Origin of the sequence: Acinetobacter tandoii (assembly GCF_008867985.1) — a bacterium.
GTDB lineage: Bacteria > Pseudomonadota > Gammaproteobacteria > Pseudomonadales > Moraxellaceae > Acinetobacter > Acinetobacter tandoii.
Window position 1 is genome coordinate 157271 of sequence record NZ_VXLD01000002.1, and the last position, 17987, is coordinate 175257.

The window sequence follows — 17987 nt, forward strand, 5'->3', positions numbered from 1 at the left end:
TTTTAAACAATTAGTCAAATTATATGAACAGGACGTTCTCAAATACCATCAAACTCAGCGTATTTCTTTGTTTGAGTATGTGCTTGGGCATCGGCATTTTGCGCTTTTCCTATACTGCTTTATTGCCTTCAACACGTGAAGCCTATGAATGGAGTCATAACTTTGCCAGTATTTTAGGCAGTGCTAATCTTTTAGGCTATTTAGTCGGTGCCTACTGGGCAATGAAAATCCCACAGAATCCTAAAATGACCATCTATATCATTAGCGCTGCTTTTGTGGGTTCAATCAGTCTGTTTGCTTGCGCCTTTTCCAGTTTTTCAGAAATTTGGTATTTAATCTGGCGCTTTATTTCAGGCATCAGCGGCGGCTTACTGATGATTCTGTCCCCAAGTGTGGTCGCTCAATGTAGCGATTTACAACATCGCTTTAAAATCAACTTTATTGGTTTTAGTGGTATTGGCTTGGGGGTTTTATGCGCCACGCTGTTTATGCCTTATCTTGACCGAATTGCAATTTCTACTGCGTGGTTGATCTTATGTGCTTTCGCCTTTGGCATAAGTGCATTACTCTGGTTTCTGGTACGTCCATTTCAAGCCCAACTCCAAGCTATTCCAGCAACACAATCCCTATCAGATCGAGTCGGTTTCATTTACTACAGCTTATTAATTGCTTATGCCTGTAGTGCATTTGCCTATATTCCCCATTCTTTATTCTGGATTGATTACTTGAGCCATGTATTGGTTTTGAATTTGTTCTGGATTAATTTCAACTGGATTCTATACGGTCTGGGCAGTGCTTTAGGAGCGTATAGTGCATACGTCTTGGCGCGTAGACTTGGGAATTTTGCCACGCTTAAAGTGTTATACAGCATCTACATTTTTGCAGTTTTAATCGCTGTACTTAGCTTCTCGCCTATTTTTACCTTTATATCTTCTTTCCTCACAGGTTTACTTAACCCTGCCGTGGTTTTCCTAACCTCCTATACCATTTTGCAATTGTACGGTCTGGCATATAAAAAATTATGGAGTATGGCAACGCTCAGCTTTGCCACTATTCAGTTACTCGGTGGGATTAGTTTTAGCACTTTGCAGCATTTTGGTGTGTCTTATCATCAACAATTTAGCATAGCCTCCGCAGTGCTATTGCTCGGCACCTTGCAATTGTTCTGGTTTACTCGCCCACATGCAAAAAATAATCATAACTGTAAACAAATAGCAGATTAGGCGGGCAAATATTGAATTCCAACTCCTCGGACTGAACCAATCTTGGAGATAACATTTTATAACTCCTTTTGAGTCAATCCTAATCTTTATCCACGACTAAGCTTAGCAACTAAAGCCAAAATGTTATAAAACCTTAGTGACGATACAAGTTCTAATCTATTGTTTTCATGATTAAAAAATCTCTTAATTTAACGCGCCAGCACCGTGTTTATAGCGCCAAATTTGATTAAGGCTTTTTGCTCAATAATCAAAACATAAACTTTCTAAATGATTTTTAGAAAGTATAAAAATCAACAAAATAGATTTAAACTCTTTTATTCTGTAAGCACTTAAAAATTTTGCGACCTTTTCACTGAAACAATTTGAACATTTCTTTAATTTGCCCAACTAGGCTGGGCAACTTATCCCTTTATAAACCCTTTTTATGACTTAAGTATGGATAGGGATTCACCGCCCCTTGTCCAGTAAAATAAATCCCATAATGTAAATGTGGCGGTGTATTTTTGGCATTACCCGTATTTCCCACATAACCCAGTACTGCCCCTTGCTCTACCCAATCACCGACGTCTAAATGCAGAGCATAAGCCTCCAAATGTGCATAATAATGCCGACTTAAATCTGGCCCTACCACCCACACAACTTTGCCACCTAAGCTGTCTAAACCAACTTTAGCAACGATTCCTTGCGTTGTACTCAATATTTCAGTGCCTCGTTTCGCAAAAATATCGATACCTTCATGTTTACGATTCTGACCTCTTGCAGCACCCCATGTATCATTTATTTGTGTTGAGGTAATGCCTTTAACAGGCATAGGTAATTGCGTCGAGAGATTTTGACGAGCCAATTGAAACTGCAAAATAGGGTATTTCCAACCCGTCGACTCACCTGAAACAGGTGGTTTACATGCCAATAACATCCAACTAAGAGGCAGAAATATCGCTAAAGTTCTAATGCTTCGATGTTGAGACTTCATTCTAATAATTTGAATTTTTTAAATTAACTCAATTCTAACGGTGCGTCCTACAATTCCCAATGGTATTTTGGTTATCTTGTAAATTACCTAGAATCTTAAAGAATAGCTAAAGTCACTTTATGATGAGACCAAACTGCACGCTAAATTTATAAAACATAATTTTCGAGCAAAAAAAAGCCTACAAATGAGTCATGTAGGCTTTTAAAAATTTAAAACAAGTCAGGGAACTATCAGCTTTAAATCTTGTGCTAATACTGCCAAAACTGAGAACTATTTACAATACTTTGGTTAAAGATATATTTAAAATATTTGTTAAAAGATCCTTTTTTTTTAAACAATTTTCATGTAGGGCCAATTTATACAAATCCACTCCCATATCAACTAGTTAGACTATCTTTTTCCTTGTTCAAATATTTATTATATTCTTTCAAATATTGCTCAGCCAATTGTGTTTTTTGCTGTTCAGCTAAAATTTTCCCTGCTTGTTGAAAAAAGCCATGTTCCTCTTCTTTTAAATGATGGTGGACTTTTTCAGATAGTTTTTTTGCAATTACCAACCAACTCGGATGGCTAAACTCAGTTTCGCTCAATTGCTCTAACAACTCATCCATCTCATGATGTTCTGCTAATGCATGACGGGTGATATTAAGACCTGAATCGGTCATCATCAGTGGAATATAAAGATATCTATCTTCTGCGACTGAATGTGCAAATAATTCATTTTTTAATTCATCGAATAATTCATGTCTTTCTTCAGTGTCTCCCGAAGTCTGAATTAATTGTTCGGATAACATTCTTTGCTTATCGTGGCTTTGTCTTAATGCTTCAAAAATTGTTGTATTTGTCATCGGGGTGAATCCTCAAAATTCATTTTATGGATATGCACCTACTATGAACATTTCACAAAACATGGTCTGTTCACAAACTGTTTTATTTTTAAGCACAATGCATTACTATTTTTTCAAATTGTGTTTTTACTGTTATTCATCGTTAATCTAAAAGAATTAAATAACCGCAGATGCAACTATAGCTCAATTTGCTAAATGTTAAGACTTTGTTGCAGACAAAAAATGAAAAGTAATAAGTCACTTACCCTGTATTTAAAACAATTGTACAAGAAGATTTCGCCCCCTTCTCAAAGAAGAGCTGCACAATCAATCTCTATAAAACTACAGCATATAAAATGCTCGTTGTACAAACTAAATCAAAGAATGCCCCATGTTTCTAAAGCCAGAACCTTAGCTGAATAAAATACTTCACTGTGAAATGGAACGGATATTATCTGATCTTAAATTGCATAAAATTCAGATTTTTAACAAAAAAATTGACTCAGTAATTTACTTTTTCTCATTAGCTCACACTTTTATTATTACTACATACTCAGGTACGTAATGACATCACCGAATACGTTCAAATCTTCATCATTTTTTAAAAACCAACATTAAGTTTTCTAAAAAAAGAAGCGATCAATAAAAACCACAGATATTCTGATTATCCTATATATTGAATAAATCTAGATCATTTTCTGTCATCAGGCTAAGAATTAAAAATAACAACTTTAAGCAAGGAGGCAATCTATGCCTATTTTCAAAAGACCTGAGCTCTTAGGCCTACTTTTTCCCACTGTATTGTTCATAAATGTTACCACTATTGCGTCTGCAAACACTCCAACTGTAGTTCTGAATACCTCGAAAGCGCTTATTTACCCCAATATAGATCCCAGTTTAAGTGAAAGTCTTTATCCAAATGAGGCCGCCACGGCCAAGCAAATTGCAGACACTATTGAAATGTCCATTCGCAAAGAATATGTCACAGACATCGCGCTACGTGATGCACATCCCAAAGCTCATGGTTGCGTACGCGCAGAATTTAAGATCAATGAAACATTACCTCCCCTCCTAGCTCAAGGTGTTTTCATTCCTGGGAAAACTTATCAAGCATGGATTCGTTTTTCTAATGGATCAAGTAATGCTAAACAGGCAGATATTAAGAAAGATGCACGCGGCATGGCAATCAAGCTTTTAGAGGTCTCTGGTAAAAATCTCTCGGATGAAAATTCTTCCACCCAAGATTTCATCATGATCAACCATCCAGTCTTTTTTGCTAACGACCCCGCTCGCTATCTGTCATTCATGCAAGATATCAATAGTGACAAATTTCTAAAAAAACTACATATTCCTTTTGCATTAGGAGCAAAAGGAACTTGGATTGCCCTAAACAGTAGAAATAAAATTTCAAATCCATTACAAACCAGATACTGGTCTATGGTGCCCTATCAATTGGGATTAGGTGATCATCGTCAGGCGGTAAAATACTCTGCTCGAGCTTGTTCGACCATTGTCAGCCCTATTCCTGCTAGACCTAACAGGGACTTCTTAAGGGAGGCACTCCGCACGAGTTTGCAAGAAAGCGATGCGTGCATGGAGTTTTTAGTCCAACCTCGAACATCCACTTCCATGTCGGTCGAAGATTCTATGACTGAATGGAAAGAAGCCCAAGCTCCTTTCTACAAGGTGGCAACGATTCATATTCCTAAGCAAGTGTTTGATACCCCTGAGCAAAATAAATTTTGTGAAAACCTTTCTTTTACACCTTGGCATGCTTTGGTTGAACATAAGCCACTTGGAGGCATAAACCGAATGCGCAAAATCATCTATGAGCAGATTAGTCGCGTCCGACATGAAATGAATTCGACTGAGAGATTGGAACCCTAATCATAATGAAAATAAATTAAGGGAATCTGCTTAAACTCACTGATCAATTAATAATTTTATGTATAAACAATAAGTTCTTATCGTTATGCAACTTTATCAACAATATATTGCATTAAAAACATTAACAAAAAATGGATCAATGATGTCTCAACTTAAGCATCCGTTGTAGGCCAACTGAAATCGAACATTTACCCAATATGTCCAAGGTTTGAAACAAAGAGGATTACACATCAGATGTAAAGAATAAAATTGAGGAGCTCAAGCCGAAATCTGATATAGTAGCCCCCATATAGTTAGTGGACCTTTCTTTACCCTTCCCTACCTACTCCCACTAAAATGGGTAATCAAACGGGTAACACAAGCAAGTCCAAACAAATTTTTTAAATTTTCTAGTAGGTTAAAGTGAAAATAGTCATTCTTAACAAGCCTTATGACGTTCTCTCTCAGTTTCGTAAAGACGAAGCCCATATGACGATCTCTGACTTTGTAGATGATCCGACTTTGCGTTTGGCTGGTCGTCTTGATATGGACTCTGAAGGCTTAGTTTTTTTAACTGACCACGGTGGTTTAAATCAATACATTACCAACCCTGCAAACAAAAAGTACAAAACTTATTTAGTACAACTTGATGGTGATATAACCGAAGAAGCATTAGAGCAACTTCGCAAAGGTGTTGAATTAAAAGATGGGATGACCCTACCAGCCCAAGCAACGAAGGTTGAACAACCTGAATGGTTATGGGATCGTGATCCTCCTGTACGTTTCCGTGCATCTGTGCCGACATCTTGGGTTGAAATTTCAATTTGCGAAGGCCGTAACCGTCAAGTCCGTCGTATGACTGCTGCGGTTGGTTTCCCAACTTTACGTTTAATTCGTACTAAAATTGGTGCAATTGATCTGGTTCAAATGGGTTTACAACCTGGTGAAACTAAAGAAATTGAGCCACTTTTATACCCTGACTTTCAAAATATTCCTGCTGAAGAACCTTACCGTTCACGTTCTTATGTGAAAAAACCAGGTGGTACAGGTGGCAAACCTATGGTTCGTAAGAATAAAGATGGTTCTGTGAAAAAGTCAGGTACGAAGCGTATTTGGCAAATGGATGAAAGTGAGAAACCACGTCGTAAGACCAATGGTACAACACGTCCAAATACCAAAGCACCACGTGGTCGCGGACGTAGTGGTCGTTAAAATTTGATTTTATTAAAGCTCACGTCAGTGGGCTTTTTATATATCTAGATCTTTATAAATTTTATCTATCTCATCAAGTGAAAAATATCTTTTAATCTGCATCCAATCATTCTCAGCTGTATAAAATCCAGAAAAGATAATTGGCTCATTTCTTTCAATAGATTTTTCTTTAGAAATATGAATTGAGTTTAGTTTATAGAAATAAGGCTCTCTACAAGTAATTTCAGCAACCTTATCAAAATAACTTGGATCTATATTCCTGTCATAACCATTATAGTCAATACATGACTTGTTTAAAAATTTTACGGCTGCTTTATATTTCTCAGCATCCTTATATAAATCTTCAACTTGAACATAGTCAAACTCATAAGAATTTGGCTTTAATACCATTTGATAATATTTAACACCTCTGCCTTTTAAAACCTGCATGACTTGTTCTTGACACACTTGAGATAAATGATCAGGTAATTTTTCATTATCTTCATGCAAATCTTGCCATTTTTTTGGCATTCTTAAACCAAAATAAATTGCTTTTACTGCCCGAAAGTCATATTCAACTTTACCAAAATAATCCATGATTACTCTTATTTCATCTTCATGCTGCCATCTTTTTGATTTTGATCCAGATGTAAGTTGTAAAATTTTAATTACATCACTTTGCCCCCAATCAAGTCACCAAAAGTAATTTGAGGAATATTATGCTCATATAAAACATCAAAAGAGCCAGCAATTTTGGTCAATTCACTTAATTTATCTAGATCATATTCAATACAGAAACCTGTATGAGAGTCTGCATAATATGCCCAAAGGAGCTCATCTAAAACTGTCTTACTTAGAGAATAAATACCTACATTTTTTTGTATTTGTGTAAATAAAGTAAAAAAACTTTCAGAAAGCATTTTTGTATAAACAGAACTCATGCTAGCTAACTGTGCTAAAGTTTGTTCAATACCTGCTACATCAAATAAATTTTCACACGGATCGTTAAGTTTAGATGGATGCGGAGCATAAAAATAATCTTGTTCTAACGACTCTAAATCACGTTTTGAGCCATATCTATATTTATAAACTTTCATCTACTTTTTCTTCTTTAAATCTATGCTCAGCGCATTTTGTATTAATTATATATTTATTAAAAAAAGCCGACGCATTCGCATCGGCTTTTTCACATCATCGACTAACAGCCGATTTTGCTAAACTTAAACTGCTGCAAGCGCTGCGTTTAAAGTTTCGCTTGGACGCATTACAGCATTTACTTTCGCTGGATCTACAGCGTAGTAACCACCGATGTCCGCAGCTTTACCTTGAACAGCCGCAAGCTCTGCAACGATTTTGTCTTCGTTTTCTGCAAGTGCTTTTGCAAGTGGAGCAAATTTCGCTTTCAACTCAGCATCTTCATCCTGAGCAGCCAAAGCTTCAGCCCAGAACTTCGCTAAATAGAAATGGCTACCACGGTTATCCAACTCACCAGTACGACGTGATGGAGACTTATCGTTGTCAAGTAACTGACCCGTTGCTTGGTCTAGAGTTTTCGCAAGAAGTTTTGCTTGAGCATTGTTTTCTTTAATGCCTAACTCTTCTAAAGAAACCGCTAATGCAAGGAACTCACCTAAAGAATCCCAACGTAAGTGGTTTTCTTCTACAAGCTGTTGTACGTGTTTAGGTGCTGAACCACCCGCACCTGTTTCGTACATACCACCGCCCGCCATTAACGGCACGATAGACAACATTTTCGCAGAAGTGCCTAATTCCATAATTGGGAACAAGTCAGTGAGGTAGTCACGTAAGATATTCCCTGTTACAGAAATCGTATCTAGACCACGCGCTACACGCTCAAGTGTATAACGCATTGCACGTACTTGTGACATGATTTGAATATCAAGACCAGTTGTATCATGGTCTTTCAAGTACTTTTGTACTTTCTTGATAAGTTCATTTTCATGTGGACGGTACGGGTCAAGCCAGAAGATTGCAGGCATACCAGAGTTACGTGCACGTGTTACTGCAAGTTTCACCCAGTCACGAATTGGTGCATCTTTCACCTGACACATACGCCAGATATCACCTTCTTCTACGTTCTGTGACATCAACACTTCGCCAGTTTCTAAGTCAGTGATGTTTGCAACACCTGCTTCAGAAATTTCGAAAGTTTTGTCGTGTGAACCGTATTCTTCAGCTTTTTGCGCCATCAAACCTACGTTTGGTACAGTACCCATAGTACGTGGGTCAAAGTTACCATTCCACTTACAGAAATTGATCATTTCTTGGTAGATACGTGCGAAAGTTGACTCAGGCATTACTGCTTTACAGTCGTAAGGCTTGCCGTCAGCGCCCCACATTTTACCGCCACCACGGATCATTGCAGGCATAGATGCATCTACAATCACATCGTTTGGTGAGTGGAAGTTAGTGATACCTTTAGCAGAATCAACCATTGCTAACGCAGGACGGTGTTCTTGGCAAGCGTGCAAATCTTCAATAATTTCTTCACGTAAAGACGTCGGTAAAGTTGCAATCTTCTCATAAAGACCTGCCATACCGTTGTTTACGTTAATGCCAAGCTCATCGAACAATTTACCGTGTTTTTCAAAAGCTTCTTTGTAGTAAATTTTCACACAGTGACCGAAAACGATCGGGTGCGAAACTTTCATCATGGTTGCTTTTACGTGTAAAGAGAACAAAATGCCTGCTTCTTTACAATCATCAAGTTCTTTTTCATAGAAATCGCAAAGCGCTTTCTTGCTCATGAACATAGAGTCGATGATTTCGCCATCTTGAAGCGCAACTTTTGGCTTAAGTACAATGGTTTCACCAGATTTGGTGATCAATTCCATTTTTACGTTACGCGCGCGATCAAGCGTCATCGATTTTTCGCCATGATAGAAGTCACCTTCTTCCATGTGTGAAACGTGAGTTTGTGACCATTGCTTCCACTCGCTCATAGAGTGCGGGTGTTTTTTAGCATAGTTCTTTACTGCAGCAGGCGCACGGCGGTCAGAGTTACCTTCACGTAAAACAGGGTTTACAGCCGAACCTAAGCACTTACCATAACGTGCTTTAATCGCTTTCTCTTCTTCTGTTGTTGGGTTCTCAGGATAGTCAGGAATCGCATAGCCTTTTGATTGAAGCTCTTTGATACATGCTATTAACTGCGCAACAGATGCACTGATGTTTGGAAGTTTGATGATGTTTGTATCAGGATCTTGTGTAAGACGACCTAGTTCTGCAAGATTGTCTGGCACTTTTTGCTCTTCTTTTAGGCATTCAGAGAATTCTGCAAGAACACGTGCGGCAACAGAGATATCCGTTTTAACGATCTCTACACCAGCAGATTTAGTAAAGGTCTCAATGATCGGCAGTAGCGAATAAGTCGCCAACAATGGCGCCTCATCAGTCAGTGTGTAAATGATGTTTGACTTTCCACCAGCCATATATAGCCCCTTGTGTTAAATTGAGTATTGAGAACTAGACTTTTGGCCCAGTCCTACGAACCGATTACTTGAATAAACCCTGAGAGTATCGGCCTTCAACGCTTATCAGTCAACGATATATCTTGTGATAACGACATTTCGTCAGAAAATACCACACAGTTTATGTGGTTTTTTTAAACATTTTTTAAAGTCAATTATTTACATACAGAACAAAATATATCCTGCATCCTTTATTCTCATCGTTATTCTTTAAAATCGTTGTTGTTCATATTCAATTCAATATAGCGCAATACCAACACCACCTCATCTCAAATTATGATCTATTTCATGTTGAATCTTGAATATTTATTGAACTTTCAAATTTCTATTTTTTATTCAAATATCTTGATCAGGCGCTATGATAGTGCTAATTATGATTCGTATTTAATTATAAATATACAATAACGTATCAAAAAAGGATGAGACATGGACACTGTAAAAGGACATACATTATTTAATAATGATCAAGTCATGCAAAATATAGGTGCCCGCTTAATCGACTACAAAGACTGCTATGCCAAAGTGGAACTTTTGGTCGAAAAGCGACATACCCAAGGACATGGTACTTGTCACGGTGGAATTATCTTCACTTTAGCCGATGGTGCTTTTGCGGTTGCTTGCAATACAGGTGACTACCCTGCCGTGGGCCAGCATTGTAATATCAGCTACATTAAACCTGGACGGATTGGTGATGTACTCACTGCAACTGCGGAGTTACGCTCCCAAGCAGGCCGTTCTGAATTTTACGACATTCAGGTGGTGAACCAAAAGCAAGAAACTATTGCTGAGTTTAGAGGTGTATCACGGATGTTGGTTCCGACGAAAAAAGAACAATCATAACGCTGTGTTGACTCTGCGTACCCATTAGTCATTAATGTTTTGTCGCTTCTGGTCATGGTTACATAATGAAATGTTGATTTCTGATTGATTGTTTAAACTCAATCTTTTTTAGCTTTAGGAATAGTCAGATGGTTAAATATTTCTTGCCGCTTGTTGGACTTAGTCTCTCTTCTTTCTGCTTTGCACAAAATCCTTTAAGTGTTCATGTACTCAATTTGGACAATGGTTTGCCGTCTGCAAATGTGAAAGTCGTGCTAGAAACACAACAAAATAATCAATGGGTCGAGATCAATTCAGGTACGACCAACGAACAAGGTCGAATTACTGAGCTTTATCCCAAGGACACAGCTTTACAGAAAGGTATCTATAAAGTTACCTTCAAAACAGGTGACTGGTTCCGTCAAAAGAATCAACGTTCATTCTTTCCAGAAGTTCCTGTGGTATTTGTAATTGATGGCTCACTTGATCATTACCATATTCCACTGTTAATTAGCCCTTACGGCTATTCAACCTATCGTGGCAACTAATGTTTCGAAACAGCTTTACTAAATTCAATATAAAAAACGATGCCATAAGGCATCGTTTTTTAACTCTATTTAAATCTGACAGCTTAAGCTTTTAACCAAGCATCTGCCTTCATCTGATCTTCTACTTTTAATTCCACCGTGGTTAAGCCCGTTTCACCAGCTTGAACTTCAAATTGCATCAATTCATCACGACGGAATGCAAAGATAGTGAACGTCTCTTTACATTTCGCATATTGCGCCAAGAGCTTTTCACTGGCTTTTATGCCATCAATCGCAAGAATCACATCATTGGCAGAAAGTCCTGCTTGCGCAGCAGCGCCATCACGGCGAATTTGCTGAATCAGCACACCTTCTGGCTTGTCTACGACTTTCATGCCAAATGGCAATGATTTGTCATTTTTCAAGCTATAACTTAAGCCAAATTCAGGGAATAATTGATCGAGCGGCAATTCATCGACGGTATTGATTAAATGGTTAATTTGTTCAATCCAATTATCACCTGTCAACTCATTACACAATTCAACAATAGTACGTTCGTGTACTTGTACACCCTTTTGCGCATTTTCATACAATTTGCGCATTAAGGCATCTAAGCTTGAACCTCGTAAACGCAGACCTAAATCCAAACACAATGCGACTAAACAACCTTTGTTGTAGTAGCTGGTGCCTGCATTGTTCGAATTTTCATCCTGACGATAGAATTTTACCCACGCATCAAAACTAGATTCTGCCACTGTTTGTACATGACGACCTGGGTTCTGCAAGTAACGATCAATCTGGGTTTTAAGGAGTTTTAAATAAGATTCTTGCGAGACCACACCACTGCGTAGCAAAATCAAATCGTCATAATATGAAGTAAAGCCTTCAAACACCCAAAGTAAAGTGGTGTAGCTTTCTTTGTTTAGGTCATAATTAACCAAATTTTCAGGACGAATAAACTTGACCAACCACGAATGGAAATATTCATGACTACACAAGCCTAAAAAGCGCTGATAATCTTCCGAAGGTTCTACAGGTTCATCAACTTTCGGTAAATCACTGCGTGGAGTAATTAAACTGGTGCTGTTTGGATGCTCTAGACCACCATAACTGTTGCCCGTTGCCATGGTCATAAAGGTATAGTTGGCAAATGGTGCCGAACCAAACATCTTAATTTCAGTGGCACAGATTTTTTCGATGTCCTGCTGCATACGCTCAGAATTCATGGCATGTTGCCCTGAAACCACAAACTCATGTGTGATGCCTTCAGCATTAAAGCTAAAGCGAGTTTGCTCTGCCAACTCAAACGGTGCATCAATTAGTTCTGCATAGTTTTTGGCTTTTAAGGTATAACGACCTTTGACCAAACTTTTAGATGCCAAGCCTGTTGCCAATTGGAAATGTTTTAATTCATCAGGCAAGAACAGTTCAACTTCAATTTCTTTTTCTTCCTGACCATCCAAACCTAAACAGGCACATGCAGGATTGACATATAAACGGTTCTGATCGATGTAGGCGCCACGCACAGACAAGTCATAGGCATAGACATCATATTCAACCGTAATAAATTCGTGATCCGTATTGAACAAGCGCCATTTATTCTTTTCAAATTTCTGAATTTTTAGAATACGCCCCGATTCATCATACGCGCGCACAGATTCGATGTGTTTAGAAAACTCGCGAATCAAGTAGCTACCAGGAATCCATGTTGGGAGAGAAAGGACTTGAGTTGGGTTTGCCAAAAAACGCAGTGTGACATGTACAAGATGCTGACGATAATCGTCAAATTCGATTTGATAATGCAACATAATAGGCAGTTCAAAATAAAATAATTAATCTTAGCAGCTAGCTTAGCATTTTTTTCTAAACCGATGCAGAACTGTGTTATTTGTCTGCAACTCGGACTAGCCATCAAGTTAAAAAAGGCATAGCATTCCCCTAGTTTTGTCAGTTTCTTGCTGATGGATTAGCTTGATAGGAATACCTTTGAAACGTTTCACTTACCTCCTCGCTTTATTTGCTTTGCTCTGTACTTCTTTTGCAAACGCTACACTCCTTAACTTAGTTCCCGAAAGTGTTCAAGCAGAATCATGGACGATTTTAGACACCCAATCTGGACAAGTCATTGCTGAACATAATAGCCATGCGCAACGCGCACCTGCTTCATTAACAAAAATGATGGTCGGTTATATTGCTTTAAAAGAAATTCAAGCAGGACATTTGCGTAAAGATGAAGTACTCACCGCCACACCTGTTGTAAAAACAGTCATGTGGGACGAATCACAAATGTACCTAAAGGAAGGAGAAAAGATTTCGGTAGATCAACTTCTGGCAGGCTTAATTGTGATGTCAGCAAATGATGCGGCCGTTACGCTTGCCGAGCGTATTTCAGGCAGTATTCCAAAGTTTGTAGAACGCATGAATCAGGAAGCAAAAGCGCTCGGTATGAAAGACACGCACTTTCAAAACCCAGCAGGCATTACTATGCCAGAGCACTATTCATCTGCAAATGATTTAGCGCAATTAGGACAAGCGATTAGTAAGCAAACGCCAGACTATTTTTATTATTCGAAGCAACAAAGTTTTAGCTATAACCAACGCTTCCACCACGCAACTAATTTAGTCCTGAAAATGGATCCTACCGTTGATGGTTTAAAAACAGGCTATACCAAAGCAGCAGGTTATAACCTTGCTCTAACGGCAAACCGTCCTACCATGAACCCTGATGCACCAAATCGTCGTCTAGTCGTTGTAGTCATGGGAACCAAGAGTGCTGCAAAACGTGCGGAAGTTGCCTATGACCTTATGAATTTGGCTTATACCTACACACGCAACGAAGTTGCAATTAAGGATAAGCAACTCATTGCTGAGCTACCGGTGGTGAAATCCACATTGAAAATGTTTAAAGTTCAAACCCAAGCACCTGAACTAATTACAACGTCTTTGTACGACCAACCTTATGCGATTGACTTAAGCACTTACGACAAGATTAATCAGCGTATTATGCTGAATACAGGTGATGGCAGCTTACACCCTGTTAACCCTTTGGCAGAAACAAAAACACATTTAAATATTGAAATGAATGAGCATGCTTTAACTGCTCCGTTGGCGAAAGTCATGCAGTTGGCAACTGTACATGTTTATCAAAATAACCAACTCATCCGAACTATTGCAATTGAAGATGATGTTCAAATTGAAGAAGCCAATGTATTTGAGCGCTTCTTCATCTGGTTAAAACATATCCTGCCTTTTTTTGGTTCAGATGATTTTAAAGTAAAAATTTATCCACTCCATTAAAGTTGAATGCTTTAGTTTGGTTTATGTAAGTTGTTGTAAATTGTAAAACAATTTCAACACATCAAAAAAAAAGAAGATGGCATGTTAAGCCATCTTCTTTTTTTAAATAATAAAATAGGTCGGTCAAAATGAACGAACTACATAAAATTGTGATTGTCGGTGGTGGTGCTGGAGGGTTAGAGCTAGCTACTTTATTAGGAGAACATTTTGGTAAACAGGCTAAAGCCAAAATTATTTTAATTGACCAAAATCTGACGCATATTTGGAAACCGTTATTACATGAAATTGCAGTCGGTACACTGAATGCCCACAGCGAGGAATTGAATTATTATGCGCATGCAGCACAACACAATTATGAGTTTGTCTTAGGTTGCTTTACTGAATTAGATCGAAGCAATAAAAGTATTTTATTAGAACCTCCTTTCTCTAGTGTAAGTAAAGATCAGCAGCTCTTTTCTGTTAACTATGACACCCTTATTTTTGCTATTGGCTCTACATCGAACGACTTCAACACAGAAGGTGTACGTAAGCATTGCCATTTTCTAGACCGTCGCGTACAAGCCGAACAATTTCAGCAACAACTTTTGCACTTATATGTGGCCGTGCAAACCCAATCTTCGCTCACAGATTTGAATATTGCCATTATTGGCGCGGGTGCAACTGGGGTAGAATTGGCAGCAGAACTGGTACAGAGTACACAAAGTTTTCATCAATACGGCCTCAATAAAATCGATCCTAAACGAGTAAAAATCTCCCTCATTGAGGCTGCCGACCGCATTTTACCTGCACTGTCAGAGAAAATATCACAGCATACTTTACGTGAACTGCATCATGCCAACATTCAAGTTTTAACCCATAAACGAGTCAGTAAAATTGATGAAAAACAAATATATTTTGCTCATGGCGCCAGTATTCCCGCAGATCTAAAAGTTTGGTGTGCAGGGATTCAAGCGCCGCAAGTATTTCAACATCTGACGGAATTCGAAAAAGATCATTTAAATCGTTTAAAAGTCTACGCGACCTTACAAACCAAAACCGACCCGAATATTTTTGCTTTCGGCGATTGTGCGCATTGCCAGCCCATTGCCGATGAACCTGTACTTGGACCACGTGCACAAGTCGCGAGTCAACAAGCCCATTTCTTGGTCAGTGCCATGTCCGCACGAATTAAAAACAAAACACAGCCGATGTTTAAATTTGTAGATAAAGGCTCATTGGTGTCATTAAGTCATCATAAAGCTGTAGGAGAATTGCTCGGGCAAGTGAACGTGCAGGGATGGGTGGCGAAATCACTTTATGTCTCTTTGTATCGTATGCATCAGGCAACTTTACATGGATATACCCGCACCGCTTATTTTATGGTAAAAGATGCAATGAACAAAAAATTGGCACCTAATATTAAATTGCATTGAAATTTTTTAAATTGCCCTTATTAACTAAAAAATGTCGTAAAAAAGTACAAATTGCAGAATTTTGATGAAATACAGTCAACAAAATCTGCTTTTCACTTTATGATGTACCCTTAAAAATTGAATGGATCAATAACATGACTGCTATTGCAAATAACCACGTGGTTTCTTTCCACTACACATTGACTAACGCAGAGGGTGAAACTCTCGACCAATCTCAAGGTGAACCACTTGCATATTTGCACGGTGCGGGCAATATCATCCCTGGTTTAGAAAAAGCACTTCTTGGTAAAACTGTAGGCGAAAAATTTACTGTAAACGTTCCTGCTGCTGAAGGTTATGGCGAATACAACCCAGACCTAGTACAAGAAGTTCCAGCGCAAATGTTCCAAGGCGTTGACAACATCCAAGCAGGTATGCAATTCCAAGCGCAAACTGATGATGGCGTTCAAATCGTAACTGTTAAAGCGGTTGAAGGCGACAACGTAATCGTTGATGCAAACTTCCCACTTGCTGGTCAAGACTTAACTTTTGAAGTTGAAATCGTTGAAATCCGTGAAGCTTCTCAAGAAGAATTAGATCACGGTCACGTACACGGTGCGGGTGGTCATCACCACTAAGATCGACAGATCAAAAAAAGGGCAAATTTAACTTTGCCCTTTTTTACGCCTAGTGTTTTATTTTTATACATCTCATCCTACTGAATTTTAGCAAATCGTTTTAGAATCAAGTTAAGTAGTTTATTCAAGCACTAAGCTCATGCAATTGATTTGGTTCCGACAAGACTTACGTATACAAGACCACGCTGCTCTTTGGTATGCCACGCAAGCCGATACCTGTTTGGCTGTGGTCATCTTATCTCCTGAACAATGGGCGATTCACCATGATGCACCTGTTAAAATAGATTTTTACCTACGTCAATTGCATTCCTTAAAAGAACAACTCCATCAACTCAATATTCCTCTCATCATTCACCAAGTGCCTTTGTGGAAAGATATTCCTCAAGCTCTACTAGATTTGAGTACAACATATGCAGTAGAAACAATTCATGCCAATATTGAGTTTGGTGTGAATGAGTTAAAGCGTGATAGTGAAGTTCAGAATTTACTTCAACAACATAAAAAATCATTAGAGCTTTATCAAGATCGTACGCTTTTCCCGATTGGCTCAATTCGAAATAAATCCCAACACCCCTATCAAGTCTTTGGTGCATTTAAAAAATATTGTTATGAACAATTCAGTCTAAGTTTACCTCAGTGCTATCCAACACCTTCAGCACAAGCTCCTGTCAACCTCATGGTAGAGAGCAAGATTCCTACGCTTGCTGAATTAGGTGCCCAGCCCCTTGAATCTCATTTTGCAATGCAATGGCCTGTAGGCGAAGACTGTGCCTTACAACGATTGGATCATTTTATTGATCATCAAGTTAGTCACTATCAAAATGAAAGAGACTTTCCAAATTTACGAGGTACCAGTCAGCTCTCTCCTTATCTTAATATTGGTTTACTTTCCATTCGCCAATGTATTCAGGCACTATTTCGAAAGCAACACGGGCATTTCCTCCCTGAAAATCTAGGGCAGCAAACATGGATAGATGAACTGCTTTGGCGTGAGTTTTATCAGCATATCCTGTATGACTTTCCACAAGTCTCTAAGCACCAACCTTTCAAAGCAAGCACACAATATATTCAATGGCGCGATGCACCTGAGGACTTAATTGCATGGCAACAAGGACGTACAGGTATCCCGATTGTCGATGCTGGTATGCGACAAATGCTTGCTACGGGCTGGATGCACAACCGTGTCCGTATGATCACAGCAATGTTCCTGTGTAAAAACTTACTGATTGATTGGCGTCTGGGGGAACAATGGTTTATGCAACATTTAATCGATGGTGACTTAGCTGCAAATAATGGCGGTTGGCAATGGTGCGCATCTACAGGTACAGATGCAGTGCCCTATTTCCGTATCTTTAACCCGATCAGCCAATCACAAAAATTTGATGCCAATGGCGACTATATTCGCAAATGGGTTCCTGAATTGGCTCATCTCGATGCCAAGAGTATTCATGAACCATTTGCCAAAAATACAAACTTAAAACTGGATTACCCTCACCCTATCGTTGACTTGAAATCAAGCCGTCAGCGGGCAATTGATGCCTTTAGGGGAATTTAATTGCTCCAAATAATTTTTCTTAATATTTATTTGCAACACTTTCAGAGTCTTGCAAATAAATATTAAAAAATATCCAATTCGATGCGAACAACCGACCAAAAACTATACTTTTCATGTTAAAATTCACCTATTCATCTACCCTTGCTGTATTCTTTCCGACACAAGCATTCTCCTGCCAATGGTCGTACG

At 38.6% G+C, this 17987-nt stretch carries 15 protein-coding genes; 9 read left to right on the forward strand and 6 right to left on the reverse strand.

Annotated features, from left to right (window positions below; genetic code table 11):
• Positions 1 to 23: 23 nt before the first annotated feature.
• Positions 24 to 1223: a YbfB/YjiJ family MFS transporter gene (locus F4W09_RS03875; protein WP_215899318.1), complete on the forward strand. Its 1200-nt coding sequence runs from the start codon at positions 24 to 26 to the stop codon at positions 1221 to 1223.
• Between the two features lie 409 nt (positions 1224 to 1632).
• Here F4W09_RS03875 and F4W09_RS03880 read toward each other — a convergent pair whose 3' ends face one another.
• Both F4W09_RS03880 and F4W09_RS03885 read right to left on the reverse strand, forming a co-directional pair.
• Positions 1633 to 2196 carry a M23 family metallopeptidase gene (locus F4W09_RS03880; RefSeq protein WP_104440826.1) on the reverse strand — a complete coding sequence of 188 codons (564 nt, stop codon included), beginning with the start codon at positions 2194 to 2196 and terminating at the stop codon, positions 1633 to 1635.
• Positions 2197 to 2573: 377 nt separating this feature from the next.
• Positions 2574 to 3044: a hemerythrin domain-containing protein gene (locus F4W09_RS03885; protein WP_044739449.1), complete on the reverse strand. Its 471-nt coding sequence runs from the start codon at positions 3042 to 3044 to the stop codon at positions 2574 to 2576.
• 729 nt (positions 3045 to 3773) lie between these two features.
• On the opposite strand from F4W09_RS03885, the gene F4W09_RS03890 reads away from it, so the two are divergent.
• Together F4W09_RS03890 and F4W09_RS03895 are read left to right on the forward strand one after the other, a co-directional pair.
• Positions 3774 to 4910, forward strand: coding sequence for a catalase family protein (locus tag F4W09_RS03890; RefSeq protein WP_044739448.1), 1137 nt, complete (start codon positions 3774 to 3776; stop codon positions 4908 to 4910).
• Between the two features lie 402 nt (positions 4911 to 5312).
• Positions 5313 to 6101: an rRNA large subunit pseudouridine synthase E gene (locus F4W09_RS03895; protein WP_016167494.1), complete on the forward strand. Its 789-nt coding sequence runs from the start codon at positions 5313 to 5315 to the stop codon at positions 6099 to 6101.
• 36 nt (positions 6102 to 6137) lie between these two features.
• Here F4W09_RS03895 and F4W09_RS17285 read toward each other — a convergent pair whose 3' ends face one another.
• From F4W09_RS17285 to F4W09_RS03905, 3 genes are all read right to left on the reverse strand, one after another.
• Entirely contained in the window at positions 6138 to 6677 is a 540-nt protein-coding gene (locus F4W09_RS17285) for a hypothetical protein (RefSeq protein ID WP_244948545.1), read from the reverse strand.
• A gap of 71 nt (positions 6678 to 6748) precedes the next feature.
• The gene (locus F4W09_RS17290; RefSeq protein ID WP_244948546.1) at positions 6749 to 7177 is read right to left on the reverse strand and encodes a DUF2971 domain-containing protein; all 429 of its coding nucleotides are present in this window, start codon (positions 7175 to 7177) and stop codon (positions 6749 to 6751) included.
• Positions 7178 to 7300: 123 nt separating this feature from the next.
• Positions 7301 to 9532, reverse strand: coding sequence for an NADP-dependent isocitrate dehydrogenase (locus tag F4W09_RS03905; protein WP_016167492.1), 2232 nt, complete (start codon positions 9530 to 9532; stop codon positions 7301 to 7303).
• A 465-nt stretch (positions 9533 to 9997) separates the two neighbouring features.
• On the opposite strand from F4W09_RS03905, the gene paaI reads away from it, so the two are divergent.
• Together paaI and uraH are read left to right on the forward strand one after the other, a co-directional pair.
• Complete coding sequence (gene paaI, locus F4W09_RS03910; protein ID WP_151504086.1) at positions 9998 to 10411, forward strand: hydroxyphenylacetyl-CoA thioesterase PaaI; 414 nt, start codon at positions 9998 to 10000, stop codon at positions 10409 to 10411.
• Positions 10412 to 10539: 128 nt separating this feature from the next.
• Positions 10540 to 10938 carry a hydroxyisourate hydrolase gene (gene uraH, locus F4W09_RS03915; RefSeq protein WP_044739447.1) on the forward strand — a complete coding sequence of 133 codons (399 nt, stop codon included), beginning with the start codon at positions 10540 to 10542 and terminating at the stop codon, positions 10936 to 10938.
• Between the two features lie 83 nt (positions 10939 to 11021).
• Here the strand turns inward: uraH and F4W09_RS03920 are convergent, their stop codons facing one another.
• Positions 11022 to 12725 (reverse strand): M61 family metallopeptidase, encoded by a 1704-nt coding sequence (locus F4W09_RS03920; RefSeq protein ID WP_151504087.1) that lies wholly within the window; start codon positions 12723 to 12725, stop codon positions 11022 to 11024.
• Between the two features lie 178 nt (positions 12726 to 12903).
• Here F4W09_RS03920 and F4W09_RS03925 point away from each other — a divergent pair, with 178 nt between their 5' ends.
• From F4W09_RS03925 to phrB, 4 genes are all read left to right on the forward strand, one after another.
• Positions 12904 to 14214: a D-alanyl-D-alanine carboxypeptidase PBP6B gene (locus F4W09_RS03925; RefSeq protein WP_151504088.1), complete on the forward strand. Its 1311-nt coding sequence runs from the start codon at positions 12904 to 12906 to the stop codon at positions 14212 to 14214.
• 128 nt (positions 14215 to 14342) lie between these two features.
• A complete protein-coding gene (locus F4W09_RS03930; RefSeq protein WP_151504089.1) occupies positions 14343 to 15626 on the forward strand; it encodes an NAD(P)/FAD-dependent oxidoreductase in 1284 nt (427 codons plus the stop codon).
• A gap of 134 nt (positions 15627 to 15760) precedes the next feature.
• A complete protein-coding gene (locus F4W09_RS03935; RefSeq protein ID WP_016167486.1) occupies positions 15761 to 16243 on the forward strand; it encodes an FKBP-type peptidyl-prolyl cis-trans isomerase in 483 nt (160 codons plus the stop codon).
• Between the two features lie 139 nt (positions 16244 to 16382).
• Positions 16383 to 17798: a deoxyribodipyrimidine photo-lyase gene (phrB, locus tag F4W09_RS03940; protein WP_151504090.1), complete on the forward strand. Its 1416-nt coding sequence runs from the start codon at positions 16383 to 16385 to the stop codon at positions 17796 to 17798.
• The last annotated feature ends 189 nt before the right edge of the window (positions 17799 to 17987 follow it).

Excerpts from the sequence above, each read along its gene's own strand:
- F4W09_RS03875 (WP_215899318.1), top strand. The coding sequence starts at position 24 with ATGAACAGGACGTTCTCAAATACCATCAAACTCAGCGTATTTCTTTGT.
- F4W09_RS03880 (WP_104440826.1), bottom strand. The coding sequence starts at position 2,196 with ATGAAGTCTCAACATCGAAGCATTAGAACTTTAGCGATATTTCTGCCT.
- F4W09_RS03885 (WP_044739449.1), bottom strand. The coding sequence starts at position 3,044 with ATGACAAATACAACAATTTTTGAAGCATTAAGACAAAGCCACGATAAG.
- F4W09_RS03890 (WP_044739448.1), top strand. The coding sequence starts at position 3,774 with ATGCCTATTTTCAAAAGACCTGAGCTCTTAGGCCTACTTTTTCCCACT.
- F4W09_RS17285 (WP_244948545.1), bottom strand. The coding sequence starts at position 6,677 with ATGGATTATTTTGGTAAAGTTGAATATGACTTTCGGGCAGTAAAAGCA.
- F4W09_RS17290 (WP_244948546.1), bottom strand. The coding sequence starts at position 7,177 with ATGAAAGTTTATAAATATAGATATGGCTCAAAACGTGATTTAGAGTCG.
- F4W09_RS03905 (WP_016167492.1), bottom strand. The coding sequence starts at position 9,532 with ATGGCTGGTGGAAAGTCAAACATCATTTACACACTGACTGATGAGGCG.
- paaI (WP_151504086.1), top strand. The coding sequence starts at position 9,998 with ATGGACACTGTAAAAGGACATACATTATTTAATAATGATCAAGTCATG.
- uraH (WP_044739447.1), top strand. The coding sequence starts at position 10,540 with ATGGTTAAATATTTCTTGCCGCTTGTTGGACTTAGTCTCTCTTCTTTC.
- F4W09_RS03920 (WP_151504087.1), bottom strand. The coding sequence starts at position 12,725 with ATGTTGCATTATCAAATCGAATTTGACGATTATCGTCAGCATCTTGTA.
- F4W09_RS03930 (WP_151504089.1), top strand. The coding sequence starts at position 14,343 with ATGAACGAACTACATAAAATTGTGATTGTCGGTGGTGGTGCTGGAGGG.
- F4W09_RS03935 (WP_016167486.1), top strand. The coding sequence starts at position 15,761 with ATGACTGCTATTGCAAATAACCACGTGGTTTCTTTCCACTACACATTG.
- phrB (WP_151504090.1), top strand. The coding sequence starts at position 16,383 with ATGCAATTGATTTGGTTCCGACAAGACTTACGTATACAAGACCACGCT.